A 16,758-nucleotide genomic window follows, 5' to 3' on the forward strand; every position below is an offset into this window, starting at 1 on the left:
CTTGTGCTGCGCAGCTTTGGACACCTCGTATCATACCAAGGGGACTTTTTTTATTCAAACCCCATTTTGCTTTAATACAGGAATGCTTTCTGAAACAGAACGAAAAGAGCAGAACTGGACAATGATACCACTCTTTATCACGTTAATACTTTTACTAACTTAAACTTTCTGAAACCAAAAAAAGCCTAAAACCTAGGCCTCAAATCGTTTATATAAACTGTCGCTTAACATCGCAAATTCTTTTATACTTAATGACTCTCCCCTTCGTTTTGAATCAATTTCAACCTGTTCAAGAGCATGTTCAATTACTTCTTTTTGTTGTTTACCATTTGGGAGATTATTGACAAGGTTATTAAGAATCGTCTTTCTTCGTTGAGCAAAGCTCGCTCTTACAAGCTGAAAGAAAAACTCATCGTTTTCAACCTTTACTGCCGGATCCTCTCGCAAAGAAAGCCTGATAACAGCTGAATCTACGTTCGGCTGGGGGACAAAAACTGTTTTTGGAACTGTCATCACTGTTTTAGCTTCAGTATAAAACTGAACAGCGATAGATAAGGAACCATAATCTTTAGTTGAAGGGCTTGCTGAAATTCGATCAGCTACCTCTTTTTGCAGCATGACAACTATGCCTTTTATCGGAAGTTTTTCTTCTAAGAATCTCATGACAATTGGGGTAGTCACGTAATAAGGAAGGTTAGCTACCACCATAATTTCCTTGCAATCCTTAAACTCCTCTGCAATCACTTCTTTTAAATCAGCCTTTAGGACATCTTGATGGATGACCTTGACATGCGGGTACGGCTGCAGGGTATCCTTTAAAATCGGTAATAATCGCTGGTCGATTTCAAATGCTACAACTTTCTTTGCCCGTTTTGCAACCTGCTCAGTTAACGCACCTATCCCCGGACCTACTTCAATTACTCCAGTTTGTGAAGTAATATTGGCGTGATCAACAATTCGATGGAGAATATTCGTATCAATAAGAAAGTTTTGTCCTAAGCTCTTTTTAAACGAAAATCCATATTTTTCAAGAATTTGCTTCGTCCTCACCGGGGTCGCTATATCTTTATTCATTATGTTCCTCCTGCAAAATAACATCCATTGCGTTTAAAAACGCTTTTCTCGAAATCTGAAACATCTGCAGCCGTTTTTGCAGTTGTTTTCCATTTGTATATCCTATTTTAAGATGGATACCCAGGCTTTCTCTCCTTGATTTAGCCTGCTGCCCCCCTATTAAGCCGGCTTTTAGTAAATCATCCTTTGAAATTTCAGATTCGATTGACTCAATCATTTCTTCCTTTACGCTCTTTAAAGCTTCGCGGATTGCTTCTGAAGAAGCATGTTCTACCCCAATTCCCCGACCTTTTTTAGGTTTAGCATCCTCTTTTTTTAAAAATGCATGCTTACAACCGGGAATTTCCGAAGAAATTGTTTTTCTGATCTTTTCTCCCGGAAAATCAGGGTCGGTGAAAATAATAACGCCTCTGGTTTGCTGAGCGAGCCGAATTTGCGCGATTACTGCCTCATTAATAGCCGAACCGCTAGTTTCAATTGTATCTGCTTCAACAGCTCTTTTAATGGCGACAGTATCATCTCTGCCCTCAACCACAATAATTTCTTTTATTTTCATTTTTTCCTCCAAATAATGAAACCTTCTTACCAATTCAATCGTCTATATAAGTGTAAAAAGCAGTTTGAATATTTCTTAAAAAGGTATACCAATAGTAACTAGTATAACGCAAAAAAACAGAGGGATAAAAACCCCTCTGTAAGAGATTAGTCGAGCACTTTTATTTTCACTTGCTTTCTGCCCCATCGGTAAGCAGAAGATTTATCTGAAAAAAAGACATCAATTTTATTCCCTTTAATCGCACCGCCTGTATCAGCTGCTATTGCATACCCATAGCCTTCAACATGTACTTTAGAACCTAATGGGATCACATTAGGATCGACAGCAATAACCTTGGCGTTTGGATTTGAGCGCAAGTTCATTCCTGTAGCGGTTACACCGGAACATCCGTTACAGCTTGCAGTATAGGCTGTAGATGATACATAAAATTCTTTTCCATTGGAATTGTTGCTGCGCGATACAGTAGCTGTGCTTACCTGCTGTGGCTCAGCCTTTGTTCCAAGAGCTACGACACGATCTTTACTTTCTTTAACAATTTCTTCTTTTAGAAGTTTCCTAGATACTTCTTTACCATTTTCCATTACAACTTCATAATGTTTTTCTTTTTTTCCTTCTTCACCTGGTTCAATTACTTCTTGCTTTCCTTTTGTTAAATCACTGGCTTTCTCAGTTTTAACAGCAAAAGCAACGGGTTCTTCCACTACATCGGTGACCTTTTCTACTTTTGTTACAGTAACTGCTCCATCTTTTTTCGATAATTGATGGTCCAATGTTGGTTCGACTTTATCAAGATCATTAAGCTGAATGTTCTGGTCTTTTAAAAAGTCAGCGACCGTAGTCGAAGTTGCCCAAACCTGTTTTTCTTTCCCAGCAACGTTCAATTTTACTTGAAACGCTTTTTTGATATCGAGCTTCAAACCTTCTTCGATTTTCGAAGATAAAGCTGGCTTGATGATATCATGTTCGTTTATATCAATCTCTTCTTCTTCAATAAGCTGTTCTACTGTTTTCGCTGTTGTCCAGATTGTCCTTCGCTCATCACCCATTGTCAGCTGCACCGACTGTGCATGGTCATAGACTACATCTATATCTGATGTAAGCTCCGTGTTTGCTTTTGGAGTAACACGGTCCTCATTTCTTACATCAATTTTCAGATCCTTTAGTAGATCTCCGACTGTATCTGCGTGAGTGCGAATCTGTTGCTCTTTACCATCTACGGTCAGATTGACGGTATTTTTAGTTCCCTCATATGTACCGTAAGCTGTTCCTGTTCCTAGTACTAGTAAACTAGCAACAGATATGGCAATCTTATTCTTTGTTAGTTTGTTGGAAAACAGTCTTTTCATGTTTTCAATCACGATGAAAAACGCCTCCTTCTCCTCCGAGAGATTATATAAAGTATCTTCGGACCTGTCAACCCTAACCACTTTTTTCAATTTTTAAAGTGATTTGAGCTATGTTCCCTTATTCATATCAAGCAGCAGCTGATAGGATAAGAATGAGTTTTTTAATCGCATGTTCTATTATGCAAAAAAAAGAGAAAAAAGGGAAGAGAGACTTGTCGACAAAGTTATCCTATGAACGAAAGGAGACGTGTAGAACTTTTTTGAATAATTATTTATTTGGACAAGCTTCTTCAAAGTCCGACACTATTCCTTATCATGATATAGCGAATAATTTTTTAGCATTGTCGGAAGTCTTTGCTGCTACTTCCTCAAAAGTCATTCCCCTTAACTCTGCAATCTGCTCTGCCACATATTTTACATAGCTTGGTTCATTTCGTTTCCCTCTAAAAGGGTGAGGTGTTAAATACGGGCAGTCAGTTTCAATTAATAGGCGATCAAGTGGAATCTCTGAAGCAACCTCTTTTGGTTTTTTTGCATTTTTAAATGTTACAGGCCCGCCAAAGGAAATATAAAAATTCATCTCCATACATTGTTTGGCCACTTCTAAGCTTCCTGTAAAACAATGCATGATTCCGCCTACTTCTGAGGCCCCTTCCTCCTGCAAAATTTCAACCACATCAGCAGTCGCATCACGATTATGTATAACAATTGGAAGATTAACTTCTTTTGCTAAAGCAATTTGCTTTCGAAAGACTTCTTTTTGAATATCCTTAGGAGATTTGTCCCAATGGTAGTCAAGGCCCATTTCTCCGATCGCCACTACTTTAGGATGACTTGATAAATCTTTAATCCACTCTAAATCTTCCTCTTTCATATCTATCGCATCTACTGGATGCCAGCCAATTGCCGCATACATAAACTCGTATGTATCTATTAATTCTATTGCCTTCTTAATCGTTGGGCGGTCAAACCCTACTATAACTATACGTTCTACACTTTCTTTTTTTGCACGTTCAATGACCTCCTGAAGATCATTTTCATATTGAATAGCATTTAAATGTGCATGTGTATCGAATAGCATTCTTTTTCTCCTTTCACTTATTATTAGACATAAAATGAGAAAATCCTCTAAATATTCAAACAATATTCTTGGTACCTATAAATTTTTCATAGATGGGTCACTGTACAACTACCCCTCCAATGGTCTATGTTTCCCCATAAACATGAATCTTTCTGTTTGGTGTGCAATTGAAAGTTGAATAGTTCGAACCATTTTAATAAAGAAGAGGTGTTCGACTGAATGTTACACGTGAAACACCTCTTCGACAAAATTATTTGATTTTCGTTCCATTCGGAAGAGATTGATCGACAGTAGCTAGTGATAATATACCATTTTCATCTCCAGCTAAGATCATTCCTTGTGATAATTCCCCTCGCAATTTTACAGGTTTGAGATTTGCCACACAAATGACCTTTTTCCCAACAAGCTGCTCAGGTTGATAATGCTTGGCGATACCAGAGACGACCTGACGCTTTTCAAAGCCTAAATCCAGCTGGATTTTTAAAAGACGGTCTGCCTTTTTCACTGGCTCAGCAGAAAGAACTTCGGCTACACGAAAGTCTACTTTCATGAAATCATCAATCGTAATTTCGTTAGCTTCGTCGATTTTTCCCTCCTCCTCTTGAGGAGTACTGCCCTTCATCTGTTCTTTAATATACATGACTTCTTCTTCCGTTTCTAAACGAGGAAAAATAGGGGTTGCTTTTGATACTTGTGCAGCCTCTAACTTTCCAAATTCAAGCAAGCTATCCCACTCTTTTAACCACTCGTCTTTTATTCCTAATTGCGCAAATATTTTTTCTGGAGATTGCGTTAAAAATGGCTTCAGCATAACAGCTGTTATTCGTAAGCTTTCTGCAAGATGATACATAACAGATGCTAATTTTTCACGATCCACTTCTTCTTTTGCCAATACCCAAGGCTGCGTTTCATCAATATATTTATTTGTCCTGCTGATAAATTGCCAAATAGTTGAGAGAGCAATCGAGAATTCCATCTTTTCCATAGACTCTTCATATTTTTGAATCGTATCCTTGCTAAAAGTTACTAACACTGAATCAAATTCTGTCTTACTGCCGGCATATTCAGGAACAGTTCCTTCAAAATATTTTTGAATCATCGCAACAGTACGGTTTAACAAGTTTCCTAAGTCATTTGCTAAATCGAAATTAATCCGATCAATAAAGCCTTCCGGTGTAAATACACCGTCTGAACCAAATGGCACTTCTCTCAATAGATAGTAACGAAGTGCGTCTAATCCATAACGATTGATCAATGTAACGGGGTCGACAACATTTCCTTTGGATTTAGACATTTTGCCATCCCTCATTAACAGCCACCCGTGAGCGAAAACCTTTTTTGGCAACGGTAAATCCAGGGCCATCAACATGATTGGCCAATAGATGGTATGGAAACGCACAATTTCTTTACTCATTAGATGAACATCAGCCGGCCAATATGTTTTAAACTTTTGATCATTTTCAGTTCCATATCCTAAAGCTGTTATATAGTTTGATAAAGCATCAATCCAAACATAAATAACATGCTTTGGATTTCCTGGAACTTTGACTCCCCAATCAAATGAAGTCCGGGATACCGCTAAGTCTTCTAATCCAGGTTTGATAAAGTTATTAATCATCTCATTTTTCCGGGATTCAGGCTGTATAAAGTCTGGGTTCTCCTCATAATAAGCTAACAATCTATCGACATACTTACTCATTTTAAAGAAATACGACTCTTCTTTTACCAGCTCCACCGGGTGCCCGCTGTCTGGGCTTTTCCCGCCAACAATGTTTCCATTTTCCTTGATCGGATCGACAAGCTGATGTTCTGCGTAATAAGTCTCATCAGGGACAGAATACCAGCCTTCATATTCATCTAAATAAATATCTCCTTGGTCAACTAACTGCTGAAAGATTTTTTCGACAATATCTTTATGCCTCTGCTCCGTTGTCCGGATAAAATCATCATAAGAAATCTCCATTTTCGCCCAAAGATCTTGAATACCTTCTACAATCTCATCTAAGAAAGCTTGAGGAGCCACTCCTTTTTCTTTGGCTTTCCTTTGAATTTTTTGACCATGCTCATCTGTCCCCGTTAAGTACATAACATTGTATCCGCGCATGCGCTTATAGCGGGCCATTGCATCACCAGCAACAGTTGTATAGGCATGCCCTATATGTAATTTACCGCTTGGATAATAAATGGGTGTAGTAATATAAAAAGTTTTATTGTGTTTTTCCAATTCATACCCTCCAGTCAAATTATGAGAAAAGCTCCCGCACAAGGGACGAGAGCGATGATAAAACGTATTAAGATTATAAAAATAATAGACAATCTAATCACTATTTATATACAATATGATACCATCTTAGCCTCTAATATCAAGAAAATATACATGGTATGGTCAAAAAAACAGGATGTTCAAGCGAATTTTTATAATTGTTTATAAAAAGTAGAATTTTTGTCGAATGAAATAAGTTTCATGTCGAATTTATAGTTTTTAACAAGACCAAATCGCATATGAAATTTCCTTTTTTTGTGTTTCACTCCCTTTTGATTAGGGTAAGGAATATTAATACATCAGGATTTATCACCCATTATGCCAATGAATTTCTTTTTTTACAAACTATTGGAACTAAAAATATTGACGTTTATTGGAAACACTGATATGCTAATAGAGCAAACAAAATTTGTCGAATAATGACGAATAGTGCATAGACAGAATAAATATTAGTGAACAATGGGAGGAGAAAAAGTATGAAATCTACAGGTATTGTACGCAAAGTTGATGAACTAGGACGTGTGGTCATTCCAATCGAACTTCGCCGCACATTAGGAATTGCAGAAAAAGACGCTTTAGAAATCTATGTTGATGACGAAAGAATCATCTTAAAAAAATATAAACCAAACATGACTTGCCAAGTAACAGGTGAGGTTTCAGACGACAATCTTTCACTTGCCAATGGTAAATTAGTATTAAGCCGTGAAGGTGCAGAAAAAATCATCCAAGAAATCCAAGACCAATTTCAGCTTCAAAAATAATACAAAAACTCGGCTTTTGTTGCCGAGTTTTTTCGTTTATAAAGCATTTCTATCATTTACGAGTCTTTAGTTTCAACATGAAAAGCCTGGTAAACATCCCGTTTTGGAATGTTTCGGTCCTTTGCTGCATGTTTAATGGCCTCTTTTGATGGTAATCCTTGATCAATATAATGTTGAACATGCTCCTTTTCTGATAGCGAATCCCACCACTGCTCAAAATTTGTGTTTGTTTCGTCCTGGTTCCCTTGAACTATTAAACAAAACTCGCCGCGGATTTCTTCTTTTTGGCTCCAATTAACAGCTTCAGTTAAAGTCCCACGGATAAACTCTTCAAACTTTTTTGTTAGTTCCCTCGTTAAAGAGATACACCGCTCTCCGAAAATATCCCGCATGAGCTGTAAGGTTTCTTTTAACCTATGAGGGGATTCATAAAAAATAATTGTTTCTTTTCTAGCTCTTAATTCTTCCAGCTGTTTTTTCTTTCCCTTTTTAGAGCGATCAAGGAAACCAAAAAAGAAAAAAGGCTGAACATTAATACCAGAGGCGATGAGGGCTGTTAACGCAGCGTTTGCTCCAGGGAGCGGAATCACTTTTCCTCTTTCCTCAAGAACCTGCTGTACTAATTCACTACCAGGGTCAGATATAGTTGGCATTCCTGCATCACTTACGAGCGCAATTTGCTTTCCCTGCTTTAGCAAATCTACTATTTTCAAGCCGCTCATATTTTTATTGTGTTCATGGTAGCTGATGATTGGCGTTTCGATCTCAAAATAATGACAAAGCTTTTTCGTTTGTCTCGTGTCCTCTGCCGCGATAAGGTCCGATGATTTCAAAATATTAATTGCACGAAAAGTCATATCCTCTAGGTTTCCTATCGGTGTTGGAACAAGGTACAAGCTTCCCATCTCGGAATCTTCTGCAAAGCTTTTTTGCTGCCTCAATTTTCACCCTCCTCCCTATACAGTGTCGGTAATTCCCCTGCTATGTATCGTTCTTTATTTTTTCTAGATAATTTTTTAAAATAATACTCTGCCTTCATAGCCTCTTTTTTTGATTGGAAGCTTTCATTATAAATTAATTGAACAGGCCTTTTGGCACGTGTATATTTTGCACCTTTTCCTTCATTATGGACAAGAATCCTTTTTTCAATATTCGTGGTGTACCCTCCATAATAGCTTCCATCATTGCACTCTAATACATAGAAATAATGATTACTCATTTAAACTTACAGCCTCCTGCCCCTATCTTGTATATGGACGATCCTTTAGAACGAAAAGCGCAGAGCGACCGCCTATCGGCGACAAGCACAATGCGAGCCGGCAGGGATTGCCCTGAGACCTAAGGGCCGATGGCGCTTGGAGCTGGACAAAGATACCACTCTTTATCACGTTAATACTTTAATTAACTTAAACTTTCTTAACTGATAAAAATCAACTCAGTATAGACCCTCTTCACCATACAAGATGTACCTAACTTCCTTTGTATACTCGTTTTTATCATTATATACGAATAAAGGAGGCAAAAGCTTTAAGTCAGGTTTACCGCCTTTAATGCCTTCTACTAACAAGGTGTTTGCCTCTTTGCCTTGTTTAGGATATACAAATTGAATCCTTTTTGGTTCAATTTTATACTTTCTCATTAATTCTGTAATATCAAGGAGCCTGCCCGGACGATGAACGAGTGATATCTTTCCTCCCATCCTAGCAAGCTGGCTGCTAACCCTTATCACATCCTCCAATGTGCAATGAATTTCGTGTCTAGCAATGGCAAGATGCTCATTGTAATTCATTTCCTCTTTCTTAGGAGTTTTAAAGTAAGGGGGATTGCACGTCACCACATCAAACCTTCCATACCCTAATTCGACTGGCATATCCTTTAAATCACCGTGAATTAAAGAAATCTGTCTGTCCAATTCATTAGAGAGAATGCTTCTTTGGCCCATATCATATAATCGCTCCTGAATTTCAACACCTGTTATATGTGCTTTGGATCGAGTACTTAACAACAACGGCACAACAGCATTTCCTGTACATAGATCGATAATATTCCCCTTCTGAATAGGAACATAAGCAAATTTTGATAATAAAACAGCATCAAGTGAAAAGGCAAACACCGAAGGACTTTGGATGATCCTTAATTTTTCCGCTAATAAGTAGTCTAAGCGTTCGTCACCTTTTAATGTAACCATTATTGTAAACCTTCCTTCTGTGAATAATTGCGATTTGAAATAGAAAAACACACAAGGCACGAACCCTTCGGCGACAAGCAGTCGGGTGATCCTTCAGAATAGTTGTCTTTTAGCCTTTTGACAGATCCCTCTTATGGCTTAAGGTCCATTGTACTCCAGTACTGGATAATAAGCCTGGCACAGTGTAGGGCGGGCAAGGCGAGTCTACCGATAAGGCAGTTTTTTGAGAAACTTGAAAGTCCGGCTGGGTGAGATAGACACAAAGCCTTTAATATTATTCACTTAAATTTTCGTATCTAGAAAAAAAGCCTCCTCTAAAGGAAGCTCGTTTCATTTCTTATTTAAGAAAGACAGGCAAAATAAACAATCACCATTTTGTCTTACACTTCCATAATGGACATTACAAATGTGAAAGCCTTCCTGATAAAGCCGCGCCAAATTATCATACCCTTCCCCAATATCCACGATTGGAGATTTTTCATCCTGGCGATCCAAATCGCCATCGGCGGCTTCTTTTTGTTGCTCTTTTTCTGTTGCAGAATCAAGCCTGCGGCGTAAATTTTGATTTTCTAGCTGCAGGTGGTGATTTTCTTCAATTAGTTGTCCAATATGTTCTTTTAGCTCTCCCAGCCTGCTGTATAGGGAACCAATTTGCTCCTCCATACTGCTAACTGATTCGAAGATTTCCTTTTTATCCAAGGCTTCCACCTCAATTAATCTGTGGATTGCATTGATACAGCGCCCTCTTGTAGCAACTCTTCCCACGTGTATTCTACAACTCGTTCATTGTCCATTAGTTCGACTTGTAAAACTCGTTCAAGGATATTCAACCCTACTACCTTTCCTTTTCCATTAGGGGTAGTGATGATTTCCCCTAAATCAGGGAGCTGTTCCTTTGCTGTTTCATACTCATCATTCTCATATTTCAAGCAGCACATTAATCGGCCGCATAATCCTGAAATTTTGGTTGGATTTAATGATAAGTTTTGGTCTTTTGCCATCTTGATTGAGACAGGCTCAAAATCACCCAAGAATGTCGAACAACACAACATTCTGCCGCAAGGACCGATTCCTCCAAGCATTTTTGCTTCGTCCCTCACCCCGATTTGTCTTAACTCAATTCTGGTTTTAAATATGGCTGCCAAATCTTTCACCAAATCACGAAAGTCTACACGTCCGTCTGCTGTGAAGTAAAAGATCACTTTATTTCGATCAAAAGTATATTCCACATCTACCATTTTCATATCAAGGCCATGTTCGGTCACCTTTGACTGGCAAATTTCGTAAGCCTCTTTTGCAGCTTGTACGTTTTCTTCTACGAGAATTTTATCCTTCATATCTGCCACTCTTATGACCTTTTTTAAAGGCAGGACAATGTCGTGGTCTTCTACCTTTTTATGATGAATAACAACTTTCCCATATTCGACACCACGAATTGTCTCAACAATGACAAAATCTCCGTTATCTATATGAAACCCGTTTGGGTCAAAATAATATATTTTTCCCGCTTTTTTAAAGCGGACTCCGACTACTTCATACAAACTTATCCCTCCTGCAACGTCAACACCAAATGCTCCATTAGTAACTGAGGACTTGCATTTGAGTGAAGTCGTTTTTTCGCCTCCAAAATGGCTAGAATTTTATTAGCGGCACTTTTTTGAGATATACGCAGTGCATGCTGCTTTAATTGTTGGAATAAGTCCTGGTAAATGACCTTATCTTCATTTCCAATTTGGATTGATATAATATCTTTATATATATAAAGCAATAAGTCCAAACCGCTTTCTTGCATATTTTTTTCTTTAAAAAAAGGCATCCACTGCTCATGTATAAAAATTAGAGCATGTCCTTTTCTAGTGTTAAGAACTTCATACAATTTTATCACTTTCGCTCTCGCCTGTGCAAACCAATCATCTTGACTTAATTCGAGCGCTTCTGATAGATTGTTTGTCACATTTGCAACGAGTCCCGCAAGTGATTGTGGAACTTCCTGTTTTTCCAATTCCCTCTGAATGACCTGAGAAGACAGTGGTGTAAAGGTAAGTATTTGACACCTTGAACGAATTGTATTTAAAATCTGATGTACTTGTTCTGTGAGTAGAACCGCTACCGTATCTGAATTAGGCTCCTCCAAAAATTTAAGCAGACTGTTAGCCGCATTTGTCGTCATTTTATCCGCATGCGAAATGATATAGAGCTTCTTATTAGATTCTAATCCAGTTTTTGTGAATTCTCCCTGAAGCTCTTGGATTTGCCATTTCTTAATAGACAAACCATCTGGTTCAATATGATGAAGGTCCGGATGGTTTCCAGATTCAATCCTCCTGCAATTTCGGCATTCCTCACAAGGTTCACCGCGGTCTTGTCTGTTCGTACAGAAAAAACTTTTTGCTAATAGGAGACTAACTTCCTTTTTACCTGTACCTTTTTTCCCTTCAAACAGATAGGCATGCGCTAACCGGTTCTTTTGAATCGATTTAGATAACAGCTTTATAATTCTGGGTTGATAGGCTGTCAATTCTCCCCATTTACCTGTCATAACTATCACTCTCTAAGTATATAAGTTGATTAATAAACCTTTGATTTCACCAATTTCCGCCAAAACATCAATTGATTCTGTTTCCTTGCTGACAATCTGGTTTGTAAGCTCAATCAATTGCTGATCAATTTGCTCTACAACTCTTAATGTCCGGCTATTCCCATTAAAATCCCAGCCGCTTGTTTCTTTAAGGTTCATTCCATTTTGGACTGCTTCACGGATAAAGCGTTTGACCAATGACTTGAACTTAGCTAAATCCTGAAAATTCCTCGATTTATCTGCCCGAGACCCAACCGTTTCCAGTTCAGCCATGAGCCTGTTAAGCTGTTCAATATGAAGCTTATGGTTCTGTTTTTGGAGAGCATTTCTAAAAGCTTTGCTGGCCGGCATATAGCCTTTTTGATCAAGACCCCGTTTTTCAATTTTATTTCTAACCTCTTGATTTATTTTCATGCTTCCTAAAATTGATGGAAGTGTTCCACTGGCAGGACAAACACTGTCGCTCCGCCAACTTCTACTTCAACAGGATATGGAACATATGAGTCAGCATTTCCTCCCATTGGTGATACAGGTGCTACTAATTGTTCTCTTGATTGACAGCTATCTTTAATAATATCTAACGCCTTATCGACACGAATGTCCTCAGTACCGATCATAAAAGTCGTATTTCCAGATTTTAAGAATCCGCCAGTTGTCGCAAGCTTTGTGACACGAAAATTATGGTCTGTTAAAGCGTTTAGCAAGCGTGTGCTATCTTGATCCTGTACGACCGCAATCACTAATTTCATGATAGTGCCTCCTTTTTATTGTAACATGCCGGGATTGGTAATTCACCGAATCCTCTATGGAAACTTTTCTCTTCTTCTTACTATTATAACAATAATTCACTACTTCGTTACAATCGATCTTATCGTTTCATAAAAGACTTCAACACACTATACACTTCATCGATCACATTTTCTAATGCTCGATCTGCATCTATTATTTTTACTCTATTTTTAAAACGATCGTTAATGATTTTATATCCCTGTTGCACCTTTTTATGAAAATGTAAGCCTTCTAAATCTAATCGATTGACTTCACGACTATTATTTTTTCCAATTCTCTCCAAACCTTTTTCAGGTGATAAGTCAAAATAAAAGGTTAGATCAGGCATAACATCATGGATGGCAAATTGATTAATGGAGAAAACCTCATCAATTCCCAGCCCTCTCGCATATCCTTGATAAGCTAAAGAACTGTCGACAAACCTGTCACAAAGGACGATTTCACCCTTTTCTAATAAAGGAATAACTTTTTCTATGAGATGCTGTCGTCTTGCTGCAGCATATAAAAGCGCTTCTGTTCTTGAATCCATCTCAGTATTTTCTTTATTTAAAATGACTTGTCTTATTTCCTCAGCAATTTTAATTCCGCCCGGTTCTCTTGTATACTGGGCTGGGATTTCTTCGCTTTTTAATTTTTTTACAATTTCTTGAAGAACTGTCGTTTTTCCTGCGCCTTCAGGTCCTTCAAATGTAATAAATAAACCTTTCAAAATTTTTCACCTGTACTTTCCGATTTTGTATATCAAAATTTTCCCGTTCTTTAATTGTGATCCTCCTTGAAAATGAGTCTGGGTATTTAACATGTAAGATATATATTCTACATGTTCTTTCTTTATATCTTCACCTGGCATTAAATAAGGAATTCCCGGCGGATATGGGACAACAGCCTCTGCAGCAATAAACCCAATTGCATCACTTATACTGACAAATTCAGTGTCAAGTCTTTCTAGTTCTTTATAGGAAAATTTCAGTTCGGTAATATGAGCAGATTCTTTTTCTAATTTGACCTTTGGTGCATGTCTATCAGACAAGTCACCTGCTTCCTCAAGCAGCTTGCCTGCTTCTGTGAATTTCTCGATAGGCAAGTCCAATTGATCTGAAAGCGGCAGAACAAATAATACTAGATCATTATTTGCCAGCTCTGGATAAATGCCTGCTTTTTCAAAAATTGATTGAAGCTCAAAGCCAGTTAGCCCATTCGTTGATCTTATCGATACTCTCAATGGATCCTTTACTACACTTTCATCTTTAGAATTTACAATTTCTATTGAAGGAAAGGCTTCTAAGAGAACGATAAAAGATTGAACAAGGCTGGGTATAGAAGTTTTTTTCCTTTTGTCCATAAACTCTTCTAAATAAGCTCTTGCCAAATCAAGGGAAGCCATAATCGGATAAGAGGGACTGCTCGACTGTACCATCGAGAGGCACCTTTCTATTTTTGAAAAGAATAATAAATTGCTTTGAACGTGCAAAAATGAGCCCATCGTCATTGCTGGCAGTGTCTTATGGGCAGAATGAATCACTACATCAGCGCCTGCTTTCAATGCAGATGGAGGGAATGGTTCGCCAAGAACGAAATGAGCTCCATGTGCTTCGTCTACTAGGACAGGAATTGATTTTTCATGAGCAGCTTTCACAATTTTGTCCAATTGACAGCTATGACCAAAATAAGTGGGATTCGTAAGAATTAAAGCTTTAGCATGTGGGAAACGGCACAATGCCTCCAGAACAATTTCTTCCTTGACTATGGTGGCAGCTTTTGCATCCAAATCATATTCTGGCCCAAGGAATACCGGCTTTGCTCCCGCAAGCAATATTCCATTCATAATAGATTTATGACTGTTTCGCTGAACAAGCACAACATCCCCTTCTCCACAAGAAGCCATAATCATCGCAATGTTCCCTGCGGTCGATCCATTCACAAGAAAATAGGATTTCTCCGTTTTATATAATTGCTTCAGAAGCTCTTGAGCTTCCGCAATCACGCCACTCGGCTGATGAAGGTCATCCAACCCTGTCAATTCGGTTACATCTATTTTTAATAACTCTTGAAACTGACAACGATATTCCTTTAAAAAAACAGTCCCGTTCTTATGCCCCGGAACGTGATAAGAAACAGGCTTCTGCTCTGAATAGCGTTTCAATGCAGAAAATAAGGGTGTTTTCATATAAACGAAACCGTCCTTTATCAGTATAGAGATATTATACAAGAGAAAGCCGTCTCTTTAAAATTAAATGACGAAAAAAACATAATCACTCACTATTTTGAAGGAAACAACCTGAGTCCCTGAGTTTACTAATAAGAGTTTTTTCAATCACCTAGACTTACACCTTGTCCAATGCTTGTGACCCCGAGAAAATAGACGCTTGAAGCTGACAAAGATTACACTATGTTGCACGTCCCTATTAAAAATACAGAACGAAAAGCGCAAAGCGCTAGTCTTTCATCGACAAGCACAAGGCGAGTCGTCAAGAAGGGTGTTCTTTAACCTTCTCCGGCGGATTGACCCTGAGACCTAAGGGCGGAGCTGGCCAAAGATACCACTCTTTATCACGTTCATACTTTAATTAACTTAAACTTTCTTAAATGAAAAAAAGGCCTGATTCGGCCTATGAATATAAAGGGGGTGTCTTAATTCTTTTTAATTTTTCAACAAACACCTGATACTTCTCTTCTGATGTTGGAGTGTGAATAATATCATGCTCACAATCTGCGCAAATAAAACTAGTATAGAGATGAATCCCTTGATCTTTTTGTTTATCGCATATAATACAAATTTCCCCTGTTTTTGAAGCTTCTTTTTCCACGGCCTCTCCACCTCCATACTTTTTAGTCTGCCCAGATCATTTATTTGTATGCAATTTTCCAAATATTAAATCTAAATTTCTTATACACTCTTATCATATGTAACTCAAAAGTTGTCAGTGTCTGTATCAAAACGAAAAAGATAAGAAGTTTATCATGGATATAATAAGAATAAAGCTAAAACGCTTTGGCTAAGGATTTTTTTTGTTTAAATTTGGAGGGGTCAGCTTCTTGGAAATAGGAAACTTACACTTAATCGTTAATCTTTTTCAAGACCAACTCTTTCCGTAAACAGGTGATTTGCTCGAGTTTTTCTTTTTATTAGACAGGTTAAACATCTCTCCTGATTTTCATATTTACTTGCCTTTGATCCTTTTTATTGTCTTGAACCCCCCGCTTTCTTTCCCTATGCGGAAATTTAGTGTCCTATTCTTCAAACTTAGTGGCTTATTCTTGGAATTCACTTGCCATGTAAGCGATATTACTTTCCGCCAATCCACGATATTGGCTGGAAAGTGTCTATATTGGCTTGGCGGGTGACTACGAAAATTGCAGGGATCTTGGGGGACGCTGGGTTATTGAACTTCCTATTCCATACCCATAACTGATAATTTTGAGGAATGTTCCGTATTTGTCATCATTCTATCCCTCCAAATTTGATTTTCATGAGGGAGAAAGCGCCTTCATAAAGGGGTTCTATGGAAAAATGACGCGAAGAGCGGAATGGAAAACAAGATATCTTCGAAAATGAACCCTTTATCTTCGAAATTTTTAATAAATCTTCGAAAACCACAGATTTATCTTCGAAATTTCCCAAATATCGATTGTTCGACAAAATTCCCTGTTTTTCGTTAGATAATCCGAATTGTGGTGGATGACTTCAATGACCTTTTATCCTTATTATCCATTTAAAACTTTCTGAAACAAAAAAAGAACAGCACTCAGCTGTTCTTTTCCTTATGAACCTGGCGACGTCCTACTCTCACAAGGGGAAGCCCCTCACTACCATTGGCGCTGAAGAGCTTAACTTCCGTGTTCGGCATGGGAACGGGTGTGACCTCTTCGCCATCATCACCAGATAAATGTTTGAGAATGTTCTCTCAAAACTAGACTAGCACAGGATGTGCTGGCTTCTGCGTTTGTCACAGGACGTGACAGTCTCTAGCAGAAGATCCTTTGAAAGACATGTTCTCTCAAAACTAGATAACGTCTTCACCAAGTTCGCTTTTCACCGAGTAACGCGGTTAAAAATTGTGGTTAAGTCCTCGATCGATTAGTATTCGTCAGCTCCACATGTCACCATGCTTCCACCTCGAA

The 16,758-nt window shown here is 38.2% G+C and carries 17 protein-coding genes and 1 rRNA gene; 1 reads left to right on the forward strand and 17 read right to left on the reverse strand.

Going from position 1 to position 16,758, the window contains the following annotated elements; all coding sequences use genetic code 11:
- Positions 1-192: 192 nt before the first annotated feature.
- The 5 genes from rsmA to metG all read right to left on the reverse strand — a co-directional run bounded on the left by rsmA (position 193) and on the right by metG (position 6,281).
- Positions 193-1,074, reverse strand: coding sequence for a 16S rRNA (adenine(1518)-N(6)/adenine(1519)-N(6))-dimethyltransferase RsmA (gene rsmA / locus IC621_RS25355; protein ID WP_191162743.1), 882 nt, complete (start codon positions 1,072-1,074; stop codon positions 193-195).
- Complete coding sequence (gene rnmV / locus IC621_RS25360; protein ID WP_191162745.1) at positions 1,067-1,630, reverse strand: ribonuclease M5; 564 nt, start codon at positions 1,628-1,630, stop codon at positions 1,067-1,069. Before rnmV ends, rsmA begins: the two co-directional genes overlap by 8 nt.
- 146 nt (positions 1,631-1,776) lie before the next feature.
- Positions 1,777-2,976: a G5 and 3D domain-containing protein gene (locus tag IC621_RS25365; RefSeq protein ID WP_191162772.1), complete on the reverse strand. Its 1,200-nt coding sequence runs from the start codon at positions 2,974-2,976 to the stop codon at positions 1,777-1,779.
- 313 nt (positions 2,977-3,289) lie between these two features.
- Positions 3,290-4,057: a TatD family hydrolase gene (locus IC621_RS25370; RefSeq protein WP_191162747.1), complete on the reverse strand. Its 768-nt coding sequence runs from the start codon at positions 4,055-4,057 to the stop codon at positions 3,290-3,292.
- 250 nt (positions 4,058-4,307) lie between these two features.
- Positions 4,308-6,281, reverse strand: coding sequence for a methionine--tRNA ligase (gene metG, locus IC621_RS25375; RefSeq protein ID WP_191162749.1), 1,974 nt, complete (start codon positions 6,279-6,281; stop codon positions 4,308-4,310).
- A gap of 515 nt (positions 6,282-6,796) precedes the next feature.
- Here metG and IC621_RS25380 point away from each other — a divergent pair.
- Positions 6,797-7,081: an AbrB/MazE/SpoVT family DNA-binding domain-containing protein gene (locus tag IC621_RS25380; protein WP_191162751.1), complete on the forward strand. Its 285-nt coding sequence runs from the start codon at positions 6,797-6,799 to the stop codon at positions 7,079-7,081.
- A 56-nt stretch (positions 7,082-7,137) separates the two neighbouring features.
- Here IC621_RS25380 and rsmI read toward each other — a convergent pair whose 3' ends face one another.
- The 12 genes from rsmI to rrf all read right to left on the reverse strand — a co-directional run bounded on the left by rsmI (position 7,138) and on the right by rrf (position 16,520).
- The gene (rsmI, locus tag IC621_RS25385) at positions 7,138-7,986 is read right to left on the reverse strand and encodes a 16S rRNA (cytidine(1402)-2'-O)-methyltransferase (RefSeq protein ID WP_191162774.1); all 849 of its coding nucleotides are present in this window, start codon (positions 7,984-7,986) and stop codon (positions 7,138-7,140) included.
- A gap of 32 nt (positions 7,987-8,018) precedes the next feature.
- Entirely contained in the window at positions 8,019-8,300 is a 282-nt protein-coding gene (locus IC621_RS25390) for a GIY-YIG nuclease family protein (RefSeq protein WP_191162752.1), read from the reverse strand.
- A gap of 216 nt (positions 8,301-8,516) precedes the next feature.
- Entirely contained in the window at positions 8,517-9,269 is a 753-nt protein-coding gene (locus IC621_RS25395) for a tRNA1(Val) (adenine(37)-N6)-methyltransferase (protein ID WP_191162755.1), read from the reverse strand.
- 330 nt (positions 9,270-9,599) lie between these two features.
- Positions 9,600-9,968 carry a DNA replication initiation control protein YabA gene (yabA, locus tag IC621_RS25400; protein WP_191162756.1) on the reverse strand — a complete coding sequence of 123 codons (369 nt, stop codon included), beginning with the start codon at positions 9,966-9,968 and terminating at the stop codon, positions 9,600-9,602.
- Between the two features lie 14 nt (positions 9,969-9,982).
- A complete protein-coding gene (locus IC621_RS25405; protein ID WP_191162758.1) occupies positions 9,983-10,810 on the reverse strand; it encodes a PSP1 domain-containing protein in 828 nt (275 codons plus the stop codon).
- A 2-nt stretch (positions 10,811-10,812) separates the two neighbouring features.
- The gene (gene holB, locus IC621_RS25410) at positions 10,813-11,808 is read right to left on the reverse strand and encodes a DNA polymerase III subunit delta' (protein ID WP_191162760.1); all 996 of its coding nucleotides are present in this window, start codon (positions 11,806-11,808) and stop codon (positions 10,813-10,815) included.
- A gap of 12 nt (positions 11,809-11,820) precedes the next feature.
- Positions 11,821-12,261 carry a YaaR family protein gene (locus IC621_RS25415; protein ID WP_191162762.1) on the reverse strand — a complete coding sequence of 147 codons (441 nt, stop codon included), beginning with the start codon at positions 12,259-12,261 and terminating at the stop codon, positions 11,821-11,823.
- 5 nt (positions 12,262-12,266) lie between these two features.
- Positions 12,267-12,596 carry a cyclic-di-AMP receptor gene (locus IC621_RS25420; protein WP_191162764.1) on the reverse strand — a complete coding sequence of 110 codons (330 nt, stop codon included), beginning with the start codon at positions 12,594-12,596 and terminating at the stop codon, positions 12,267-12,269.
- A 119-nt stretch (positions 12,597-12,715) separates the two neighbouring features.
- Positions 12,716-13,345, reverse strand: coding sequence for a dTMP kinase (gene tmk / locus IC621_RS25425; RefSeq protein ID WP_191162766.1), 630 nt, complete (start codon positions 13,343-13,345; stop codon positions 12,716-12,718).
- A gap of 6 nt (positions 13,346-13,351) precedes the next feature.
- Positions 13,352-14,803 carry an aminotransferase class I/II-fold pyridoxal phosphate-dependent enzyme gene (locus IC621_RS25430; protein WP_191162768.1) on the reverse strand — a complete coding sequence of 484 codons (1,452 nt, stop codon included), beginning with the start codon at positions 14,801-14,803 and terminating at the stop codon, positions 13,352-13,354.
- A 442-nt stretch (positions 14,804-15,245) separates the two neighbouring features.
- On the reverse strand, positions 15,246-15,443 hold the full coding sequence (locus IC621_RS25435) for a sigma factor G inhibitor Gin (RefSeq protein WP_191162770.1): 198 nt from the start codon (positions 15,441-15,443) through the stop codon (positions 15,246-15,248).
- Between the two features lie 961 nt (positions 15,444-16,404).
- Positions 16,405-16,520, reverse strand: a 5S ribosomal RNA gene (rrf, locus tag IC621_RS25440).
- Positions 16,521-16,758 lie beyond the last annotated feature (238 nt).

The organism is Metabacillus arenae, from assembly GCF_014773385.1.
GTDB classification, from domain to species: Bacteria; Bacillota; Bacilli; order Bacillales; family Bacillaceae; genus Metabacillus_D; species Metabacillus_D arenae.

Bases quoted from the DNA above. Each gene is read 5' to 3' on its own strand.
- IC621_RS25430 (WP_191162768.1), bottom strand. From the start codon at position 14,803: ATGAAAACACCCTTATTTTCTGCATTGAAACGCTATTCAGAGCAGAAG.
- IC621_RS25365 (WP_191162772.1), bottom strand. From the start codon at position 2,976: ATGAAAAGACTGTTTTCCAACAAACTAACAAAGAATAAGATTGCCATA.
- holB (WP_191162760.1), bottom strand. From the start codon at position 11,808: ATGACAGGTAAATGGGGAGAATTGACAGCCTATCAACCCAGAATTATA.
- IC621_RS25415 (WP_191162762.1), bottom strand. From the start codon at position 12,261: ATGAAAATAAATCAAGAGGTTAGAAATAAAATTGAAAAACGGGGTCTT.
- IC621_RS25420 (WP_191162764.1), bottom strand. From the start codon at position 12,596: ATGAAATTAGTGATTGCGGTCGTACAGGATCAAGATAGCACACGCTTG.
- IC621_RS25395 (WP_191162755.1), bottom strand. From the start codon at position 9,269: ATGGTTACATTAAAAGGTGACGAACGCTTAGACTACTTATTAGCGGAA.
- IC621_RS25370 (WP_191162747.1), bottom strand. From the start codon at position 4,057: ATGCTATTCGATACACATGCACATTTAAATGCTATTCAATATGAAAAT.
- IC621_RS25390 (WP_191162752.1), bottom strand. From the start codon at position 8,300: ATGAGTAATCATTATTTCTATGTATTAGAGTGCAATGATGGAAGCTAT.
- rnmV (WP_191162745.1), bottom strand. From the start codon at position 1,630: ATGAAAATAAAAGAAATTATTGTGGTTGAGGGCAGAGATGATACTGTC.
- rsmA (WP_191162743.1), bottom strand. From the start codon at position 1,074: ATGAATAAAGATATAGCGACCCCGGTGAGGACGAAGCAAATTCTTGAA.
- IC621_RS25380 (WP_191162751.1), top strand. From the start codon at position 6,797: ATGAAATCTACAGGTATTGTACGCAAAGTTGATGAACTAGGACGTGTG.
- rsmI (WP_191162774.1), bottom strand. From the start codon at position 7,986: ATGGGAAGCTTGTACCTTGTTCCAACACCGATAGGAAACCTAGAGGAT.